The organism is Halovenus rubra, from assembly GCF_026586665.1.
GTDB lineage: Archaea > Halobacteriota > Halobacteria > Halobacteriales > Haloarculaceae > Halovenus > Halovenus rubra.
In genome coordinates this window covers 48,918-68,770 of record NZ_JAODIY010000008.1, presented here as the reverse complement: position 1 = coordinate 68,770, position 19,853 = coordinate 48,918, and the positions used below count along the sequence as shown (strand labels likewise).

Annotated in this window: 19 protein-coding genes and 1 tRNA gene; 9 read left to right on the top strand and 11 right to left on the bottom strand. The window is 56.8% G+C overall.

The genetic code is table 11. The features are described 5' to 3' along the window. Positions 1 to 82: 82 nt before the first annotated feature. Entirely contained in the window at positions 83 to 805 is a 723-nt protein-coding gene (locus tag N5098_RS06525) for a DUF2103 domain-containing protein (protein WP_267636919.1), read from the bottom strand. Between the two features lie 86 nt (positions 806 to 891). After that, positions 892 to 2,226 (bottom strand): tRNA pseudouridine(13) synthase TruD, encoded by a 1,335-nt coding sequence (truD, locus tag N5098_RS06520; RefSeq protein ID WP_267636918.1) that lies wholly within the window; start codon positions 2,224 to 2,226, stop codon positions 892 to 894. A 158-nt stretch (positions 2,227 to 2,384) separates the two neighbouring features. On the opposite strand from truD, the gene N5098_RS06515 reads away from it, so the two are divergent. After that, the gene (locus N5098_RS06515) at positions 2,385 to 3,107 is read left to right on the top strand and encodes an SCO family protein (protein WP_267636917.1); all 723 of its coding nucleotides are present in this window, start codon (positions 2,385 to 2,387) and stop codon (positions 3,105 to 3,107) included. 15 nt (positions 3,108 to 3,122) lie between these two features. Here the strand turns inward: N5098_RS06515 and N5098_RS06510 are convergent, their stop codons facing one another. Further along, on the bottom strand, positions 3,123 to 3,476 hold the full coding sequence (locus tag N5098_RS06510) for a nuclear transport factor 2 family protein (protein ID WP_267636916.1): 354 nt from the start codon (positions 3,474 to 3,476) through the stop codon (positions 3,123 to 3,125). Positions 3,477 to 3,523: 47 nt separating this feature from the next. Then, positions 3,524 to 5,008 carry a replication factor C large subunit gene (locus tag N5098_RS06505; protein WP_267636915.1) on the bottom strand — a complete coding sequence of 495 codons (1,485 nt, stop codon included), beginning with the start codon at positions 5,006 to 5,008 and terminating at the stop codon, positions 3,524 to 3,526. Positions 5,009 to 5,254: 246 nt separating this feature from the next. Between N5098_RS06505 and N5098_RS06500 the strand changes: the two genes are divergently transcribed. Further along, a complete protein-coding gene (locus N5098_RS06500) occupies positions 5,255 to 6,760 on the top strand; it encodes a carboxypeptidase M32 (protein WP_267636914.1) in 1,506 nt (501 codons plus the stop codon). A gap of 50 nt (positions 6,761 to 6,810) precedes the next feature. Then, positions 6,811 to 6,883: transfer RNA gene (locus N5098_RS06495), tRNA-Pro, on the top strand. A 490-nt stretch (positions 6,884 to 7,373) separates the two neighbouring features. Here the strand turns inward: N5098_RS06495 and N5098_RS06490 are convergent. Beyond that, positions 7,374 to 7,784, bottom strand: a complete 411-nt coding sequence (locus N5098_RS06490; RefSeq protein ID WP_267636913.1) for a DoxX family protein — start codon at positions 7,782 to 7,784, stop codon at positions 7,374 to 7,376. A 112-nt stretch (positions 7,785 to 7,896) separates the two neighbouring features. On the opposite strand from N5098_RS06490, the gene N5098_RS06485 reads away from it, so the two are divergent. Continuing rightward, a complete protein-coding gene (locus N5098_RS06485) occupies positions 7,897 to 9,321 on the top strand; it encodes a carotenoid oxygenase family protein (protein ID WP_267636912.1) in 1,425 nt (474 codons plus the stop codon). Between the two features lie 35 nt (positions 9,322 to 9,356). Here N5098_RS06485 and N5098_RS06480 read toward each other — a convergent pair whose 3' ends face one another. The 3 genes from N5098_RS06480 to N5098_RS06470 all read right to left on the bottom strand — a co-directional run bounded on the left by N5098_RS06480 (position 9,357) and on the right by N5098_RS06470 (position 10,635). Then, positions 9,357 to 9,977: an FAD-binding domain-containing protein gene (locus N5098_RS06480; RefSeq protein ID WP_267636911.1), complete on the bottom strand. Its 621-nt coding sequence runs from the start codon at positions 9,975 to 9,977 to the stop codon at positions 9,357 to 9,359. Positions 9,978 to 10,087: 110 nt separating this feature from the next. After that, positions 10,088 to 10,210, bottom strand: coding sequence for a hypothetical protein (locus N5098_RS06475; RefSeq protein WP_267636910.1), 123 nt, complete (start codon positions 10,208 to 10,210; stop codon positions 10,088 to 10,090). A 209-nt stretch (positions 10,211 to 10,419) separates the two neighbouring features. Beyond that, positions 10,420 to 10,635, bottom strand: coding sequence for a deoxyribodipyrimidine photo-lyase (locus N5098_RS06470; RefSeq protein WP_267636909.1), 216 nt, complete (start codon positions 10,633 to 10,635; stop codon positions 10,420 to 10,422). Positions 10,636 to 10,719: 84 nt separating this feature from the next. On the opposite strand from N5098_RS06470, the gene N5098_RS06465 reads away from it, so the two are divergent. After that, the gene (locus N5098_RS06465; RefSeq protein ID WP_267636908.1) at positions 10,720 to 12,279 is read left to right on the top strand and encodes a cryptochrome/photolyase family protein; all 1,560 of its coding nucleotides are present in this window, start codon (positions 10,720 to 10,722) and stop codon (positions 12,277 to 12,279) included. Between the two features lie 26 nt (positions 12,280 to 12,305). Here N5098_RS06465 and N5098_RS06460 read toward each other — a convergent pair whose 3' ends face one another. Further along, a complete protein-coding gene (locus N5098_RS06460) occupies positions 12,306 to 13,727 on the bottom strand; it encodes a DASH family cryptochrome (RefSeq protein WP_267636907.1) in 1,422 nt (473 codons plus the stop codon). Positions 13,728 to 13,852: 125 nt separating this feature from the next. Further along, complete coding sequence (locus tag N5098_RS06455; RefSeq protein ID WP_267636906.1) at positions 13,853 to 14,710, bottom strand: phosphorylase family protein; 858 nt, start codon at positions 14,708 to 14,710, stop codon at positions 13,853 to 13,855. A gap of 265 nt (positions 14,711 to 14,975) precedes the next feature. On the opposite strand from N5098_RS06455, the gene N5098_RS06450 reads away from it, so the two are divergent. From N5098_RS06450 to N5098_RS06440, 3 genes are read left to right on the top strand one after another with little or no spacing between them, the layout of a single operon-like run. Then, positions 14,976 to 15,935, top strand: coding sequence for an ABC transporter ATP-binding protein (locus N5098_RS06450; RefSeq protein WP_267636905.1), 960 nt, complete (start codon positions 14,976 to 14,978; stop codon positions 15,933 to 15,935). Next, a complete protein-coding gene (locus tag N5098_RS06445; protein WP_267636904.1) occupies positions 15,932 to 17,167 on the top strand; it encodes an ABC transporter permease in 1,236 nt (411 codons plus the stop codon). The genes N5098_RS06450 and N5098_RS06445 overlap by 4 nt, the downstream gene beginning before the upstream one ends. A 42-nt stretch (positions 17,168 to 17,209) precedes the next feature. Continuing rightward, the gene (locus N5098_RS06440; protein ID WP_267636903.1) at positions 17,210 to 18,397 is read left to right on the top strand and encodes an NAD(P)/FAD-dependent oxidoreductase; all 1,188 of its coding nucleotides are present in this window, start codon (positions 17,210 to 17,212) and stop codon (positions 18,395 to 18,397) included. 5 nt (positions 18,398 to 18,402) lie between these two features. Here the strand turns inward: N5098_RS06440 and N5098_RS06435 are convergent, their stop codons facing one another. Next, positions 18,403 to 18,870: a YbaK/EbsC family protein gene (locus N5098_RS06435; RefSeq protein WP_267636902.1), complete on the bottom strand. Its 468-nt coding sequence runs from the start codon at positions 18,868 to 18,870 to the stop codon at positions 18,403 to 18,405. 161 nt (positions 18,871 to 19,031) lie between these two features. On the opposite strand from N5098_RS06435, the gene ubaA reads away from it, so the two are divergent. Continuing rightward, positions 19,032 to 19,844 carry an SAMP-activating enzyme E1 gene (gene ubaA / locus N5098_RS06430; RefSeq protein ID WP_267636901.1) on the top strand — a complete coding sequence of 271 codons (813 nt, stop codon included), beginning with the start codon at positions 19,032 to 19,034 and terminating at the stop codon, positions 19,842 to 19,844. The last annotated feature ends 9 nt before the right edge of the window (positions 19,845 to 19,853 follow it).

The window sequence follows — 19,853 nt, the reverse complement described above, 5'->3', positions numbered from 1 at the left end:
ATAGCGTGGGACATCCCTTCGTGAGACGAACACCGGCTACTTACTGGGGATGATAGCCTGTCCTACCTGCTCGCCCACTCTATTACTCGCTAAATCCGGCCTCATTGAGCGCATCGTTGAGGTCGTCGCGGACTCGCTCCCCGAGTTTGCGGTCGCTGGCTGTCGTCACGACGCGGTTTTCCTGAACGCTTGAACCGTCCCGGAGCAACAGACGTACGTTTCCGGTGTTATCGGCCCGCGTTACTTTCCCTCGAACACCAGTGCGTGAGCCAGACCCACCGGCTTCGATTGGTCCGGGAATTATCTTCTTGACGTGTGGGTGGCCAGCGACTACCTCAAGCACGTCCCGTCCGGACCGGCCACCGATGAGTGTCGAGTGTGAGCCACCAAGCTTCTCTGCGACCGAGGCCTCGACGACCTCTAGGGGTGCCTCTCCTTTCCGTTCAATCACGTGTTGAACGGGTTCTTCGGCCTCGATACGGTAGAACGGGTAGCGAAGCTGTGCACGTACCTCTCTGAGCACGTCGCGCTCGCCTGTAGCGTAGATTTCTTCAGGCCGTTTCCGTCGAACATCGTCAGCAATCTGTCCGGCGAAGTACCGTATCTCCGAGCGAACCTGTTCCTCATCCGGCTCGGGTGTCGTCGTCACTGTCCGGTGGCCCACGACACTCTCATCGAATAGCACAGTAACCGTCGCACGCTCGCGCTGGAGTTCGAGAACTGCTGTGTCGGCGTTGTCCGTCTGACAGACGAGGCAGTAGTCACCGGGTCTGTCGAGTGGCGTTGCACAGTGCCGACACTCCATATGAGACAGTACGGCGACCGAGCGCGATAAGCCCGGTGTTTCAGCTATGGTCGACAACAGTGCTGGGGTAGTGCTCTCTGGGCAAGCTAAAGTGACTCCGGGTCACATTTCAGGAACTCCCGAAGAATGACGGTTGCGTACGACCCTCGGGGCAATCGAAACGAGAGGCACAGTGGGTCACGCTCGATTTCGAGAGTTGTCCGGAGAAGGATGGCGCGACGATCACCGGTCGAATGGAACTCCTCGGGTAGATCAAACCCGTCCGGCTCGATACCCACGGATTCGAGTACTTCCCGCTCGATATCGCCGGGCTTGCCGTTGGCAAGTGTCGTGTCAGTACCGACAAGTGGTGCGGTCACGAACGCGCGGCCACGCTCACAGTGTCGCTTCACAGCGTCAACTCTGTCTTCACTTACCCGCTGTGTCCGATCTGTATCAGGGAGTTCCATTCCGTCGGGCGTGTCGCTGTCGGAGAAGCAAACGACATCTCCTTGCACAGGCTGGTCGAAGGGGAGACCCTTTTCGAGCCGTGTCGAGAGAATCCGGTTGAAGACGTAAGACTGGGCAGCGTGGACAAACAGTTGCTGGAGGTTTGTTGGGAGAGTTTCGAGTGCAGCGCGGAAATCTGCAGAAGTATCGTCACCGTCGACAAGCGCGTGCAGCATCGACCGTTCGAAGCCAAGGCCTCGGGGGAACTTCTCGAGTGCGGCCTGCCAATTACGTGTTTCCTCGGCGAATGTACGTGCTGTTTGGGTCTCTTCGGGTTCACGGTCGCTTGGATTCCCGACGTAGGTCATGACCGCGTCTTCCCAGTCTTCACGGATGATAGCGAGCCCGACCTCGTGAGTGACCGGCCGTTTGCTTCCGAAACGCTGCTGTCCAAAGTAGTTTGGCACACCAACGGTCTGTGATTCGCTGGCGTCGCGACCTGCAAAGGCAGTAAGTTCACCGACAGTTTGTTCGGCGCACTCTGGTTTTTCTGCGTTGCGAACCGTCACCTCGAACTCGTTTCCGGCAAGGTCACCAAACAGAATTGGCCGGCCAGTTCGGCCAACGACATCATAGCGCACGTCGGACAACTCTGGTAAGTCGTTCGCATTGATACCGTCGACACTGAACAGTTGTGTGGTGACTGCGCGTTTGTCTTTCGTGCCTGCCCATGAGACTCGTTCGCGCGAGATACCCAGTTCGTTCGATAAACGCTGGGCGAAGTCGTTGGTATCCCAGTTCCGGAGTGTCACTCGGAACAACAGATGTGGATACGCGCCGGTCTCGGCGTCGACCGGTTCGGCCTCGAATTGCTCTATTTCTCGGACCCGGAAATCGGCAGGGTCGCGTCGTAGTTGGCCGCCAGTTCCATCGCTGTCGCTTATGTAGTAGCGGATACCGACCGCGTGTTCGAGCGGCTGTGTCTCGCGCACGACCCGGGATGAGTGCCCACCGAATAAATCAGTGTCGTCACCTGGTATCGAATACAGCGACGCTGGCTATGCCGCATCGGCCCTGTCATTGCCTAAGAGTGCAGTGGTTCGAGAATCGCACCAAGAGATGTAAACCAAAGCAAACCGAATCCGTGAGTATGGACCGACGGACGTTCGTAAGGCTTGCAGCCGTCTCCGCTGGCGGCGCAGTTGCGGGATGTATCGGCGGCGAGGACTCAAACACGGTTTTCGATGAACCGTATATTGAGGACGCTAATCCCGAAGCGCTCGCGTATCCAGCACACGGTGAAAAACTGCCGGACGTATCACTTCCGGCACCACTCCAGGACAAGAACATGTCGACAGCCGCGTTCGTTGGAGAGCGTGAAACACTGCTAACGTTTATCTATACGCGCTGTCCGGGTCCCTGCCCCGGGATGACTGCTGCACTCGCCCACGTTCACGTTGATGCCGCAAAAGAAGGGTACAGCGATGAAGTTGCGTTGATGCCAACGACTTTCGATCCGGAGTACGACGACACAGAACGTCTTCGGAAGTTCTCCAAGCAAAACGGTGCTGACCCGACGGCAGAGAACTGGGTTATTCTCCGACCTGAAAGCTCTGAACGGGCTGATGAGGTAATCAACGGCGAGTTCGGTGTCGGGTTCGAGGCGTACGAGAAAGCAGATGGCAAAGGCCACGGTGGTCATAACTCTTCACAAGGGGAACCGCTCAACCCTGATGAGGGTGATACTGATTTCACTCACGTCAATCTAGTTCTCCTTGCGAACCGAGACGGCTACATAGAACGCGCGTATCAAGAAGTCCCTCGTCCTGATAAGTTGCTCTCAGACCTCAAGACAGTCAGAAACGGGTACTGACGATACCGACCCAGCTCAGACTTCGTCTCGGTCAGTAAACGTATACCTGCGATGAATTTTCCCGTCGGCAAACTCGTGGAAGTCAGCAAACTCGAAAGAGACTGATTCACCGTTCTGGATACCGGTGAACTGCCCACGGACGGCGACTGTCTCATCGTTGACCACGACATCGTGTAGAGTGTGGGAACCATCATCGAGCGGCCGCTCATCAAAATAGAACTGTCGGAGTGAATCTTGACCCTCGATTACGTCCTGTCCAGGGCGCTCATACCGTACGTCAGTGGCAAACAACTCGACGAGAGTGTCGTATCTCCCTGCGTCGACTAACTCGTAGTATTCACGCACAGTCGCCGCGGGCGTACTTGACATACCTCTCACTATCACGCCCTTCTGATATAACGTTGCGTTCTTTGGGACTACATAAAATCCGAGAGACCGGACTGTCCGTCGTTCTCTCCGGTATCGGTGGCTCCCTTCTCGCCACTACCTGTCTCATCATCGGTCGCTTTGGCGTCGCTTTTTTCCTTGGCTGTGGCGCTCTCACTGTCTTCTTCTGTTACCGAGATATCCTCGGACGTTGTTGTACTCTCATCGGGGTCGAACGCTCCTCCTGTGCCCTCTGAGGCCATCTCTTCGCGCAGTTCGGTTGCGTCTTCGACGATGGATTGAACTTTGTTGGTACTTTCACCACTACCTGTCACAAACGAGACGTGCTCGGCCTCTAGCTTGTACCGAGCCGCCATTGCAACGGTCAGGTCACGATTCTTGCAGTGATGGGTCATCACCGCGAGATAGGGCATAATTTCCCGACGAGCGGTACTCATACTGGTTCCGTTGCTCTGGGCTATCTTGCGGGCGATGAAATCCCGTTTGTCCCGTGTTCCGCGTGACCTACCCAGCTTTGACCAAGTGCTTGGCGGACCGTAACGTGTCCAGCCCCCCTTGGACTCGTGGCGAGCGGCTGCCACCCCGGCAGTCATGTTATCGCCAGCGTAGCGCCAGAATGAGTAGTTTTGTGTTGCCCGCACACGGCCGAGCCAGCGGTCAGCGTTGGAGAGAAACTCATATGCGACCGCCAGTTCCTCGCCGTGATAGTCTTTGGGCATGTTGTCCTCAATCCAGTTGATAAGGTCATCTGGCGTCTCGTCGACATCGTAACTTGCCTCAAGGGCCTCTTGTGGCCCAGCCTGTTTGATGACTGTATCCAGATAGTCGAAGACGCCGGTCGTCGTGTCGCGCTTGCCAGTCACAACGTCGTCGGCTTCGATACGGTCTCGTCCATCGGCCAGCGCTTGCAGGTCGTTGAGTGCCCCCCGAAGGTCACCGCTGTTCATCTCTGCAATCTCTTCGAGTGCGTCCGATTCAAACTCGACTTCCTCTTTCCGACAGATATCTCGCAAAACGGGGAGAATCGAGCGCTTGGAGACACTCCGGAACTCTATTTCCTGGCAGGCATTTCGCAGCCCGTTTGACATGTCGTAGTAGTCATTTGCGATGAGTACCATCGGCTGACTTGCCTCCTTAACGAGACTCGTCACAGCGCGGCTCCCTCCACGGTCAGCGTTGCCGTGGATGTTGTCAGCCTCGTCCATGATAACGAGCCGCCGGCCGCCACCGCCGCCAGTAAGGGTTCCACTCCGTGCAGCCTCACCGGCTACCTGTTCGATGACGTCTTTAGTGCGGGTATCTGACGCGTTCAACTCGATGGTCGGCCAGTCTTGATCTGTCGCAAGCGCATGAGCAGCAGAGGTTTTCCCGATGCCGGGTGGACCGTGAAGAACGACAGCCTCGTGGTGGTCGTTCCACGTCCTCGCCCACTTCTGGAGCGCGTCTCTGGCTTTGTCGTTGCCTCGGAGATCCGCAAGCGACGACGGGCGGTATTTCTCCGTCCAGTCGGTCATTGCCACCTACTTGTAGTGAGCCGTGTTTAGTGGTTGCGGAGCACCACGCCGTGGCGGGCTATCTGTGATGAGTGTTCCCTCCTAGCCTGGCCCGCAGTTATACTCTCGTAGTTTGTCCATGCCTAAATCGACTGCATCGAACCATTTGGCGCTTCTAGACACACCACGCTGTTTGCATCTCAGCACTGTCTTGTGGTGTGAAACCAAACCACCCAAGTTATTGCGTTGCTATCTCATACCATTCATATGGCGACACACGAAACGGACGCCGACACCCTGCCCGCCTACGATCAGCTGCTCGAACGAAACCGGCGGCTGACGAACCTCCAGTACGCCTCGATGTATCTCAACTGGGACCAGCAGGTAATGATGCCCGAAAACGGCGCACAAGGCCGAGCACAGCAACTTTCCGCGTTGTCAGCGACGAGTCACGAACTGCTTGTCGACGACGAGGTCCGCGAATGGCTCGATGCTCTCGAAGACGCTGAACTAGACGCTGAACAGAGCGCGAACGTCCGCGAGATTCGGAACAGCTACGAGCGAGAGGCGAGTGTTCCTGGAGAGCTAAACGAGAAAATCACCCAGACTGCGGCCGAAAACCAGCAGATATGGCAGGACGCCAAGGCCGACAATGACTTCGAGATGTTCGCACCCCGGCTTGAGACGATGCGTGACCTCCAGCGCGAGAGGGCCCAGCACATTGACCCTGATAAGAGTCCGTACACGGTGTTGTACGAGGGAGACCACCAGTACATTTCTCTGGAGACAATCGAAGAGATATTCGAAACACTCCGCGAAGAGATTCCGCCGATTATTGACGAGATACGTACCGAAGGAAGCGATATTGCAGACCCGTGGGAAGGCGAGTACCCCGAAGAAAATCAAGAGACTCTCAGCGAAGCCGCACTCGATTTCCTTGGCTACGACCGGAACCGTGGACGGCTCGACACGGCTGCACACCCATTTATGGCCGGCAACCAGTTCGACGCTCGCGTGACCACCCGGTTCAAACCGACTGATCCAATGGACGCGCTTACTGCGACCATCCACGAATTTGGTCACGCCACGTATCAGCTTGGGCTTCGACAGGACGAGTATGGCACGCCGCTTGGGTCAGCCCGGATGAGTATCCACGAGTCTCAGTCACGGTTCTGGGAGAACCACATTGGCCGCACAAAACCATTCTGGGAACAGTTCCTTCCAACGTTCAAATCCCACCTCGATGGCCACGACGACCTCACAGTTCAAGAGGTCTATGAAGCAGCTAACCGAATCAACCCGAACAACCGTATTCGGGTTGAAGCCGACGAACTCACGTACCACATGCACATTATTCTCCGGAGTGAGATTGGCCGTGCGTTCGTCGAGGGTGACATCGAGGCAGACGAGATTCCCCACGTCTGGAACGAGAAGATGGACGAGTACCTTGGCGTTCGACCCGAGACTGACAGTGAAGGTTGTCTACAGGATATTCACTGGACGAGCGGTTTCGCGGCATTCCACGGCTACACGCTCGGTAGCGTCGTCGCCGCACAACTCAACGATGCTATCCGCGACGAACTTGATGTCGACGCACTCGTTCGCGAGGAGAACTTTGACCCAATTCAAGAGTGGATGACCGAGCACGTCCACCAGCACGGCCAGCGCTACACAACGCCGGATCTCATCGAGAAAGCAACCGGACAGTCATTGTCGGCCGAACCATTCGTCGAGTATATCCGCGACAAGTTCAGCGACCTGTACGACCTATAAGGGTCGGATTTCGCAACCGTTAAATCGAACGCTGGCTTCGTGATAAGCGCGGGCCGGTGGGGTAGCTTGGTATCCTTCGGCCTTCGGGTGGCCGTAACCGCGATTCGAATTCGCGCCGGCCCACTTTTCCCGCATTTTCGCGCTCCTAGCGCTGGCTTTTGGGTGGCCGTAACCGCGTTCCCGTGAGCGAAGCGAACGGGAAACGACGAGTCGCACGCCCGGGAAGCGACCGAAGGGAGCAACCCGGAATGTCTCGTCTGTATTCGAATTCGCGCCGGCCCACTTTTCCCGCATTTTTGCGCTCCTAGCGCTGGCTTTTGGGTGGCCGTAACCACGTCTCCATGAACGACCAGCAGAGTGAGTGGAGGCCCGTAGAGCTGTGGTCACGGTGATTCAGCTCCGAACCTGAAAGGCAATACAAATACAGACTGCCTGAATGACTGACGAACAGGTATTCGAGCACTGTGCTTGGATATTTCGATAAGCACATGCTCTAGAAGAGGAATACGACCAGTTCTCAGATAATCGAACAGCCAACACGAGTCAGCGTCGCGGGACGGGGACTCAATTGCATCCAGTGGGGTACTGTTTCACGCCGATTCGGATAATTGATTTATCTCTCGCTTCCGGCTGGCGGCTGTGTATACCAGAGTGCCAGTAGAATCAACACACCTTGCAGTGGAAGCCGTCCCCAGCGAACGAGTTCGGAGGGATCGCCACCGCCAAGCCCGTCGATAGTAACGCCACTCGTCGCCATATAGATGTTTGCCGGGTAGATTGCAACGAGCAACGCGACAGTAGCCCACGCGGCCAGTTGTCGCGTCCGAGAAATCAACAACCCGATACCGACGGCGATTTCTGCCACACCAGAGAGGTAGACAAGTGCGAGTTCGGCAGGAAATATTGGTGGCACAATCTGGACAAACAGGTCCGGCACAACGAAGTGCAATACGCCTGCGACGATATACAACGGACCCATCACGAACAGTAGTGGGCGTTTGAACCGTTGCAAAATCTCCATCATCTATTATAAATATGTCTCACGACGGTGAATCAGTTTCGCTCCCGTAGATACCTCACCCAAAAGACCACGACTGACCCTCAGCTACAAGCAACCGTAGTCCGTATGCCAGAGCGTGTCAGACGCCAAGTACATGCCTGGCCTTCGCTCGCTCGACGACGAGGTTAGCGACAAACAGCTCCCGGTTGACGGCGAGTTTCCATCTTGGCTCGCTGGACGACTTCTCCGAAACGGACCGGCAAAATTCGAGGACGGCAACGGCGACCGCTTCGCTCACTGGTTTGACGGGCTCGGAATGATACGCAAATACGAGTTTTCCGATGGCGCGGTCAGCTACACCAATCGGTTTCTCCGAACTGAGAGCTACGAGAACGCGATTGCGGGGCGTCCGACCGGCCAATTTGCGACTGGGGAGCGTGGGGTCAGCAAGCTGTTGGGATGGCTGCGACGGTTAGGGCCACCGGAACCAACCGATAACGCAAACGTCCACGTCGCCAAACTCGACGGCGAATACGTCGCGCTGACCGAGGTGCCACGCTGGGCCAGCTTTTGTGCCGAGACGCTTGGGACTCGCGGCGAGTTCGTCTTTGAAGATCTCTTGAAGTACGATATCATCTCTGCACACTTGGTCGAGGACCCACAGACTGGTGACCACATCGGCCACGCCGTCTCGTTCGGTCGGACCCACGAGTACCGTCTGTTTCGTATTCCACAGGGAACCCAACGGCGAGAGGAGATTGCCGCTATCCCGACTGACAACCCAGCCTACGTCCACAGTGTTGGCGTCAGCCAAGACCATATTGTCCTCGTAGAGACGCCACTCCGAATCAATATCTTGCGGGCTCTTTCACCATTCACTGAGGGGTTTTTCGACCTGCTGACGTGGGATACAGACTGTGATACCACTATCTACGTTGTCTCCCGCGAGACAGGTACCACCGTCACTGAAACGACTGTCCCACCATTTTTTACGTTCCACACTGTCAACGCCTTCGACGCCACAGACACTGACACCGACGACCCTGCCGTCGTCATTGACTTGGTTACGTTCGAGGACGACCAGATTGTTGAGGCGCTTGGACTCGATTTACTCGCTGAGGATGGCTTTGCCGGGGTCCCACCCGGTCGGCTGGTCCGCTACCATCTCTCTCTGGATGGCGGCGTGCAAACCCGACAACTGTACGACGGTGGTATCGAACTTCCGACAGTCCCGAAAAACAAAAAAACACACTCATATCGGTATGCCTACGGACAGTCAACCGACAGGGAAGGCGCTAACGGCCTCGTGAAAGTCGATACCGAGCGTGGGACAGCCCGTGAGTTCTGGGAGCGAGACCTCTACGTTGAGGAGCCATGGATGGTCCCCCATCCTGACGCCGAAACCGAGGACGAAGGAGTCGTTCTTGCACCGGCGCTAGATGTTGCTGCCGAACAATCTATCCTGCTCTGTTTCGACGCCAAAACGCTGTCTGAACGCGGTCGGGCGCGAGTCCCTCATGCCATTCCATTCGCTTTTCACGGGCGATTTTTCAGAAACTGACTCACAACTGGTGGTCTCACCCCGAGGGTGAGTTTTTACGCGTCGAAGTCACCCAGTTTTGTTTGTCCGGTTTGCTGTGGCTTGCTCTCGGTATTATCTTTGTCACTCCAAGAGCGTTGTGAAAGCGATACACGCCGACGTCTCTCTGGGTCATTGAGCGCTTCTTTCGCCCTATCGTCGAGGGCCGCCCAGATATCACGCGCTTCCTGCCGCCGTCGCTCGAAATCGACAACCGGATACGGATAATCTTCGCCGATAGTAACATCGTGTTCGTTCTGGACCGACAGCGGTGCCTTCGATGGCTCGTCGAGAAATGTTGCCGGAAGGGCAGACAGCTCCGGGACGTACGTTTTGATAAACGACCCCTCAGAGTCATTATCACGGACCTGTTTTCTCGGGTCATAGATGCGTAGTGGATGAACACCGACAAGCCCGGACTGTATCTGCCACTGTTGGTAGTTGATACCCGGCTCTGCGTCGAGGAGGTGTCGATAGAACCAGTCAGCGCCTTCTTTCCAAGCCGTTGCAAGCGCTTGGTCGTGGCTGCTCCGATTCATCCCGCGAAAGACTGGATTAACGGCGTGTTCTACTGTATCCGGGTTATCGGCTAACTTCTGTGTGAAATGGCGGTTCCAGTACAGCCGAGAGCTGAACATATCGACTGCCCGTGTGTCGTCACTGTTGGTGTTGATGTACTGGTACGCTTTACCGAGCGAGAGACAGCCAAATTTGAAATGTGGCGACAGGTTCGCGGTGTATTGCTCGGCTAGGGCCGGCGGCGAGATACCACCGACGTAGTTGTCGATATTTCCAGTAACTGTTGCCAGTCGCTTGCGGGCACGCTGGCAACCGCCGTGATGGCGACGGCTTTTCGACGAAGAGACATCATACCGGTCAACAACCTCCTCGATATCGATTGTCGATGCGATATCGCCACTGACTGTCGACGGTGGGGCATACAGGTCCCCCTCAAAATATTCCGTGGCCTGTTCCTGCCAGCCGTTCCGCGAGTCACCCTCTCTGACAATCGCGTCGTCAGCGAAAAACGAGGTGTGAGAAGTGTGTGAAGGTCATCTCGTGGGTCACCGTGTCGGTAGGTCAGGCCGCCGCCGCGTTCTTGATATGCCTCAGCGAGTTGCTCAAGTGACTCGTGGAGAAACGCCAGCCGGCCATCACAAACTTTGTGCTCCGATAAAAGTGTGGATCAAAGACAAACAGCGGGTGGACGCGCCCGTCGGTGCCAGCAGCCCTGAGTGCAGGATTATCCGAGACACGGAGGTCGTCACGGTGCCAGACGACGATGTCTGCCGTCACAGCGGGAGATAGGGTTCTACCGTCAAAACCGTCCGGTTGCCCCTGGCCGCCAAGAATTATGATTACACAGTCCGTTCAACTCGTATGCGCTGCCCGACAGTGGGAACCCCACCGGAGTACACTATCGACGATAATGAGGTGCCTTGGATTCTTGGCACACAGCTAACCACGCAGTGTGGACCGCTTGCCCGCAGTTCGGACAGTAGCCGGGTGTTGCTGATTGAGGCTCACGATTTTGCTCGCCGGATGCCCTACCATAGCCAGAAACTCACACTTGTCTTTGCCGCGATGCGCCAGTTTCGAGACCGTCTACAAGCCGACGGATACGATGTAACGTACATCCAAGCGGAGACATTCAAAGCGGGACTGTCGACGTTTTTCGAGGAGAACCCCGATACGAGGCTTGTCACGATGCGCTCGCCGAGCTACGGTTCCGAGCGTCGACTTCGCGACATCGCTGACGATGCCGGCGGTGAAGTTCGGTTCGTCGAGAACGAGTTGTTCGTTAGCACACGGGCAGCGTTCGACGGGTGGGCCGGCGATGACGAGCAGTTCAAACACGAGTCGTTTTATCGATGGATGCGACGCGAATCGGGCGTGTTGATCGACGACGGCGAGCCTCTTGGCGGCGAGTGGAACTATGACGACGAAAACAGAGAGTTCCCGCCCGACTCGTGGGAGGCTCCACCGGTCCCGACACACGATTACGACGATTCGACGACTGAAACGGCCGAATGGGTCTCTTCGACGTTCGACACGTGGGGAAGTAACGAGCTATTCAACTGGCCGGTGACGCGAGCGCAGGCTCTCGACCAACTGGAACACTTTTTGACTCATCGACTGCCCGAGTTTGGCCCGTATCAGGACGCTATGCGCAGCGAAGAGTGGGCGATGTCCCACGCACTGTTGAGTGGTGCAGTGAACATCGGTTTGCTCCATCCCATGGAGGTAATCGCGGGCGTTGAAGATGCATACCACAACCGACCAGCCGTCGATTTACCTTCTGCTGAGGGGTGCATTAGGCAGTTACTCGGCTGGCGGGAGTTTATGCGTCATGTCTACCGCCACTCGATGCCTGAGCTGGCGACGGCAAACCAACTCGATGCCACACAAGCCCTGCCGGAGTTGTACTGGACCGGCGAGACAGCGATGAACTGCCTCGCCGAAACGATTGATGCTGTTCACTCGCATGGCTACTCACATCACATACAGCGGCTGATGGTCCTTGCGAACTTTGCGACACTATGGGGCGTCGAACCGGACCAGCTAAACGAGTGGTTCCACGCCACCTACGTTGATGCATATCACTGGGTGACGACGCCGAACGTCATCGAGATGGGACAGTACGGTCATGGTGTATTCGCGACCAAACCGTATGTCTCTTCTGCCAACTACATCGACGGGATGTCAGACTACTGCGCCGATTGTCAGTACGACCCGTCGGTCGACACCGGTGAGACCGCTTGTCCGTTCAATGCGCTCTACTGGGACTTTCTCGACCGCAACGAGTCGAAATTGCGGAGTAATCACCGAATGGGTTTGATGTACAGCCATGTCGACACCAAGCGAGAGGCAGGTGAGCTTGATGACTTGGGCGAGCAAGTCGATACGTTTCGGGTCCGGGCCGAAAATAACAATCTCTGAAAACAGAAAAGCGAAGCAAGCGGCCGTTAGCCGAGTTCGTCGTATCGCGTCTCGATATCAAGCATCGGGCGTGGGTAATCACTACCGAGTTCGACGCTATGAGTCGCCTGCTCCTCGGCGCTCATCCGCCAAGGACGGTGGGCGTACTCGGCTGGCAGTTCACTCAGCTCTGGCAACCATGTTGTCACGTATGCCGCGTCATCGTCGTAGTATTCTCCCTGTGAGAGCACGTTGAAGTGGTTATCACGGGAGTCGTTGCCGACGCCAGCCTGGTACGCCCAGTTTCCCCAGTTCGACGCCACGTCGTAGTCGACAAGTTGTTTCTCGAAGTAAGCAGCGCCCCATCGCCAGTCAACTTCGAGTGCGTCGGTCAGGAACGAGGCAACGTTTTGCCGTCCTCTGTTCGACATGTATCCAGTTCGGTTTAATTCGCGCATGTTCGCGTCGACGAATGGGATACCCGTCTCGCCGTCAGCCCACTGCCGGAATGCCTTGCGGTCATGTTTCCACTCCTTGTGTACATCTCGGATGCCAGTCGGGGCAAAAAAGTCGGCTCCGTGTTTGAGAAACTGAAACTGGAAGAAATCTCGCCACAGCAACTCGAAGACAAGCCAGTAGGTATCTTCGTTGGAGACACGCTCGTTTTCGTACCGCTGAACTTCGGCGTGCAGCCATCGCGGTGAGAGACAGCCTGTAGCGAGCCACGCTGAGAACTTCGAGGAGTAATCTGCTCCTAGTAATCCGTTGCGTGTCTCTTTGTACTCTCGGAGCCGGTCGTTGTCCCAAAAATACTCGCGTACCCGACGTTTCCCGGCGGTCTCTCCGCCCTCGAAACGCAACACAGCACGGCTGTCGTGGTCTGGCTGCTCGATGTCCTCGTCGGACGGTGTCGGCACGTCAATCCCGTCTACTGCTGGCGTTGGAACTGCCTTTGGGGCGGGTAGCGGGTCTCGTACGTCGGCATGGCTTTCGACTGCTTTCCGCCACGGTGTGAACGTGTCGTCGATGCGGTCGTACCGCGTCGGTAGGTCGTTGATATGATACAGTGTATGAGTCCAACGTCGGTGAAACGATACTGCTGCCGGAAGCGCATCTCGGACACCGTACTCGACGGACACCTCTTCAGTCGCCGGTTTCGTCTGTGCATAGACGGCGTCGGCCTCAAACCGGCGCGCTACGTCGGGAATGACGGTTTCGGGTTTTCCCTCACGAACTAGTAACTCCCCACCACAGTCCTGGAGTGACTCCTGTAGGTTCAGGACGCTTTCACGACGGAACCGGGCTCGGTGTGGCGCGAGCTTTTCGACGCCGTAGCGGGTTTCTCGCCTGTCGCGTGGGTCGAAAACGTACACCGGAATGACCTCTGTTGCCGTGTTGACGGCATTGGCAAGTGTGGGGTTATCCGAGAGCCGGAGGTCGTCGCGGAACCAGACGACAGCAGTATCCATACGGATACCATGGATTCCTCGGGCAAGTAACCGAGGATTAGACTGTTTAGCACCACGGTTCGGTCGCAGGGACACACGCAACACACAGACCTAGTGATATTTCCTGTCTCACCGGGACACTGTCCTCACTGTGTTAACTGGTCATCGACGATGTGTTTGGCAACGGTCACAGCATTCTCGACCGCGAGCCCGTAGCCGGCATCGAACGCATCGCCAAAGAGACTCTCTTCTCCGGCGGTGTCTGACTGAGGTCTATCGAAGTTTGAGATGGCTCGAATGGTTAGATAGCGATCGAGTGCATCGAACCGGGACAGTGCAGCCGCCGTTCCCGCGTCCTCCATCTCTGTTACGCGGTACGGGCCTACGTCGTGGTTGTCGACGAGCCACTCTGCTTTGGCCGCGAGGTCCCGACCATGCCAGAGTTCGTCGCCACAGAGGTTTGCTCCGCTGACAACGACTGGCTCGTCGGCTCCCTGTTCGCCCCACTGTTTTGGATCGGGTACATCGCTATCTGTCGCGAGGTCGGCTGTCTCGGCCAGTGAGAGTGCCCTGTCGACGAGTGAACTGTCGAGAGTGTATACACCCTGACCTTCCGTATACGGATTCGTTGTGAGTGTGACATCGTCGTGAGTATCGAACCGGCATTTGTCGTCCCAGTCAATGATACTGTTACCGATGACGACGGAGCCGATTGGCAGGTTGGGTGGCCCACCTGCGATTCCGACAGTAAGAAACGTCGTTCCAGTGAGATCAACTGCCTCGCTTGCGAGTAGGGCTGTCACTGTTGTTGCTGCCGCCGATTTACCAACGCCAGTCGGGACGACACCGACTCCCTGCTCGGCGTAGGCGACTGGTGTCGGTACGCCGTCTACCTGTACCGTCTCGTCGAAGTCATAGGCATTGTACCACGGCGTTAACTCGCCCGGAATCCCCTCAAGGTCGTCGAACGCTGGCAATACCAGTACGTCGAAAGAAAGAGCCATTATGTGACGTTTCCGGACTTTCCAGCAAAGGGATATCGGTTTTCGAAACGACTGGCCGAGAAACATATCCGTGGAGGCATTTCTGTATCACCGTGACCAACAAACAGCTATGGCAACAACCACCACGATTATCTGGTGAGAGTGGTCGGCCCAGTCGTGTCCTCCCATGGCAGGACCGAGCCGTATCTCTCCGCGAAATATTCAGGTAGCCATGATATACTAGGAGAATACTTTTTGACCTGCGTGGAGTCATTGCGGATATCAGATGGCTTCCGAGCGCTCGCAGCCGGTTATCACGACGACAGACCTCCGCAAGGAATACGGGTCGACAGTCGCAGTCGACGATATCTCTCTCGAAATCGAAGACGGCGAGATATTCGGGTTGCTCGGACCGAATGGGGCCGGAAAGACAACCGCAATCGAGATTATACAGGGTCTCAGAACGCCGACGAGTGGCGAGGCGACAGTCCTTGGATTAGACATTCAGACCGACCTACACAAAATCAAGGACCGTATCGGCGTCGTCCCACAATCGTTTCACACCTTCGAGCGGTTGACCGTCCGGGAAAATGTTGCACTCATTGCGAACCTTCACACCGAACCGCTTGCCGTTGACGATGTACTCGACGAACTCGCTCTTAGGGAGTGGGCTGATGACCCGTTTCACTCGTTGTCTGGGGGGTACCAGCGCCGGACCGGTATCGCAATGGCACTGGTCGGCGACCCAGATGTCCTCTTTCTTGATGAACCAACGACCGGGCTGGACCCGGCCGCCAGACGGGCCACGTGGGAACAGATTGAACAGCTCCCTGCCATGGGAACGACGGTCGTCTTGACGACACACTACATGGAAGAAGTCGAATATCTCGCCGACCGCGTCGCACTGCTTGTTGACGGCCATGTCAAAGCTATCGACACCGTACCCGCGCTCATCAACACCTACGCCGGTGAACTAAAAGTTGTTGTACACCTCGATGAGAGTACGACAGGCACCGAAGCCGACGCTCTCGAAGCAACGCTGCGAGAGACAGCAGACAGCGTCCACAAGACCGATGCAGACAAGCTAATCGGCGTCTTCGGCGAAAGACAGGCAGCACAGGACACCTACAGCGAGCTACACGACATTGGGACTGGCCACTCGATTGACCTTGTGAGTCCGGATATGGAGGATGTCTTTTTGACATTAGCAGATTCGACGCTCTCTCCGGGCGGTGAGCTTCAATGAGGCGAGTCGTTCGGCTGACGGTAACGCTGTTACGTGATTGGGTGCGGAATCGAGAAGCAGTGTTTTTCGCAGTCCTGTTCCCACTAATCTTGCTCATTATCTTTAGTTTCGTCTTCGCTGGCGGCCCCACCGAGTTCGACGTTGGCGTCCAGAACAACGACCTGACCGCCGACGGCGAGCCAACTGCCCTCTCAGCTGAACTTGTCGGCGCTATCGAGGAGGCGTCACCGCTCGCAGTTGACCAGCTTGATGCCACACAGAACCTCACCCAAGTCGAGAACATCGAAGATGCGACCAACCGGAAGCGGGTACTTATTATCCCGAAGGGGTTTAGCGAGCGCGTTCGAGACGAGAGCGCGAGGGTCAGAATGGCTGTTATTCAGGATACGACTGAGCGCTTTCAGGGAAACATCTCCGCGTCCCAGCAACAAGATATTCAGGCCGCCTTAGGCGCGGCTAACGGGACACAACGCGACGGGGCCGAGGTGGTGCTGTTGACTGTTCCTGACGATGAGGGGGCTGGTGCCGTCGAGAGTATCGTCGATAGTGTTGTTGCGACATTCAACGACCGTGCTCTCGGGATTGAGAACCCGACAGTAGCGATTCAGACCGAACAGCGGGGACAAGAGGGTCTCGGCGCGACAGATTATTTTCTTCCAGCGTTCATCGTGGCGATGGTGCTGATAAACGGTGTGATGACAGTTCCGTCGGCTGTCGCACAACTCAAACGCGACGGAACACTCAAACGACTGGCAGTCACACCGCTTCGAAAACACGAGTGGGTCCTTGCGAACGTGCTTCAACAGTCTATTCTTGCGGTCGCAATCACGCTTGTACTGATTGCTGTTGCGTGGCTGGCCTTTGGCGTCACTGCGACTCCAGGACCGCTTGCGCTCGCGTTGCTCCTCTTGGGAACAGTCGCGTTCACCTCGCTTGGCATGATTGTGGGGAGTGTTATTCAGGACCCCGGGTCAGCAATCAGCCTTGGTGGGGCTATTGCACTTCCGTTGATGTTTATCTCTGGTATCTTCTGGGAGCTTGACTTGATGCCGCCAACCTTGCAGACTGTCGCCGAATTCAGTCCCGTGACTCACTTCCACCGGGGGCTCCGCGAGCTGATGATACTCGATTCGACGAGCGGGGTGGCGTTTACGTTCGGTTTCCTCGCCGTCCTTGCTGTTGTTTTCCTCACAGGAGCTGTCATGCTGACAAACTGGCAGGAGTTCGACTAGACTCTGGCGACGTTTTTTATTGTGCCAGACAGAGTGACTGGTATGACCGATATTGATTCGTCACTGTTAGATCAGTCAGGCAATCGCGGCACCGACTGTACTGTTGCCGTCGTTGGGGCTGGCGCGGTCGGACTCACTACGGCACTCGACCTCGCCAGCGAGCGAACAGACGTAACAGTGTACGAAGCTGACACGGTTGCCGGCGGGTCAAGCGGACGGGCCGCTGGTGTCTGCTACAACGCGTTCGCTGCCGAGCCAAACGCCACGCTCGGCCAGGAAGCAATCGACCGATTTCGGGCCTTCGAAGCGGATGGTGCCCCATTTACGGAATGTCCGTATGTCTGGCTGGCCCAGACCGGAGACAATACAAAAGTCGACCTTGTCAGAGAGGGTATCCAGCGGATGCAAGAGCTTGGCGTCGAGGCTGAGGAACTCGATGCGGCAACACTCACTGAGCGGTTCCCAGCGCTTAGAACCGACGACGTAGCTGTTGGGGGTGTGACTGCTGGCGGTGGATACACTGATGCTGGGAAGTACACGGCCTGGCTGGCAGACCGCGCACGCGACGCTGGTGTCAGTATCGAGGAGGAGACGCCTGTCAGTATCGAAACCGAACCGCCAGCGGTCAGGCTCGCTGGTTCAGGGGATTCCCGTCGAGTGGTCGACACTGTTATCGTTGCGGCCGGCGCCCACTCGAAGGAACTGCTTGCGGCTGTTGACGTGTCGATTCCGATGAAGCCATACCGTGTTCAGGCTCTCGTTGGCGAGGTATCTGTCGGCGGGAAGCCGGCTGGTTGGGAACCGATTGTCTACGATACGAGTGCAGACTGTTACCTCCGGCCCCATGCCGAGGGACTCCTTGCTGGTGACGGCACCGAAGAGTGTGAGGCCAACCCCGACAACTACCAGCGAGATGCCAACGCTGAGTTCTCCGAAAACCTCGCCGCACGCGTGACTCACAGGATTCCTGACTGTGGGCTTGAGGTGGACCGCGCGTGGGCCGGCCTCTGTACGGCCACACCGGACAGAGACCCGCTGGTTGGGGAAGTTCGTGATGGAGTCTACGTCGCAACCGGTTTCCAGGGGCAGGGGTTTATGCGGTCGCCAGCAATCGGCCGCCGGCTGGCCGACGAGGTGCTCGGCGGCGACGGTATCGAGGCGTTTGACCCGTCGCGATTCGACGGCGACGAATCGTTCGAGGTTCGTGAAGGGATGGCTGTTGAGTCTTAACGTACTCACTCTGTCACATCGACAACCTTGGCCCCTGCATCCTCGATAATTTCTTCGGGTGTGATGGGAAAGACAGCTTCGGGCGTACCCGCGGCAGCCCATACCGTTTCGAAGTCGGTAAGTTCTTCGTCAAGATAGACAGGAAGCTCCTCGTCGTGGCAAAACGGCGGGACGCCGCCGATAGCGTACCCCGTTGCCTTCCGGACCTCTTCAGGTTCGGCCATCCGCGCGTCGTGGACGCCTCGTAGCGCCGATAGCTTTCGTGTATCAACCGTGTTCGCACCGCTTGTGACCACCACGACGACAGTGTCGACCATGAAGACGATTGAACTCGCAATCTGGGCGACCTCGCAGTCGATGGCAGTGGCCGCGTCCTGTGCAGTTTTTGTCCCCTCGGGAAACTCTTCGGCCTCGATATCCAGTCCGTACTCGGTTGCTGCTCGCTCGCCGAATGCAGCCACACGCTCGTTCATACACCGCATTCGACGGCCGCTTACGTATGTGTATCGGGACCATTTGCGAGGAAAACGACTCTCACCCTCGTCAGCGACGACTCATGAGAAGTCAGCTGCCGCTTTGTCCTGTCTCTGTCCGAATCCACGTTTCTTTAGACCGGTAACAATAACACTCGGGTATGAATCTCGACCTCACTCCCGAGCAACTCGACCGGTACTCCCGTCACATTATCATGGACGATGTGGGCCCGGACGGGCAGGCTGCGCTTCTCGATGCGTCCGTGCTGGTTGTCGGTGCAGGTGGCCTCGGTTCACCGGTGCTCCAATATCTCGCAGCGGCGGGTGTCGGCCACCTCACTATCGTCGATAACGACACAGTAGAGCTAAGCAACCTCCAGCGACAGGTTATCCACGGAACTGACGACGTAGGCCGGCCGAAAGTCGACAGTGCCGCCGAGTTCATCGACTCATTGAACCCTGATATCGACGTAGAGCGGCGAGAAACACGTGCCTCACGTGAGAATGTGACAGAACTGATTACCGACCACGACGTAGTCGTCGACGCCTCGGATAACTTTCCAACACGATTTCTGCTCAACGACGCTTGTGTTCTCGCTAACGTACCACTCAGCCACGGCGCGGTGTACCGCTTCGAGGGACAGGTGACGACGTTTACTGGCGGGCAACCCTGTTATCGCTGTTTGTTCCCGGAAGCGCCGCCGGAGGGGGCTGTCCCCGACTGTGCGACTGCTGGCGTGTTTGGTATCCTTCCAGGGACAGTCGGCGCGATGCAGGCCACCGAGGTTGTAAAACTACTACTTGACGAGGGGGAAACGCTCGATGGCCGGCTACTTGCCTACGACGGCCGCTCGCTCGATACGGAATCAGTCCCGATTGCTCCGTCTTCAGAGTGTCCTGTCTGCCGTGACGACGCCCACATTGAATCAGTCTCGGAGGTTGAGTACACCGGTCAGTGTGCTATTCCTGAGTGAGGCGGGATA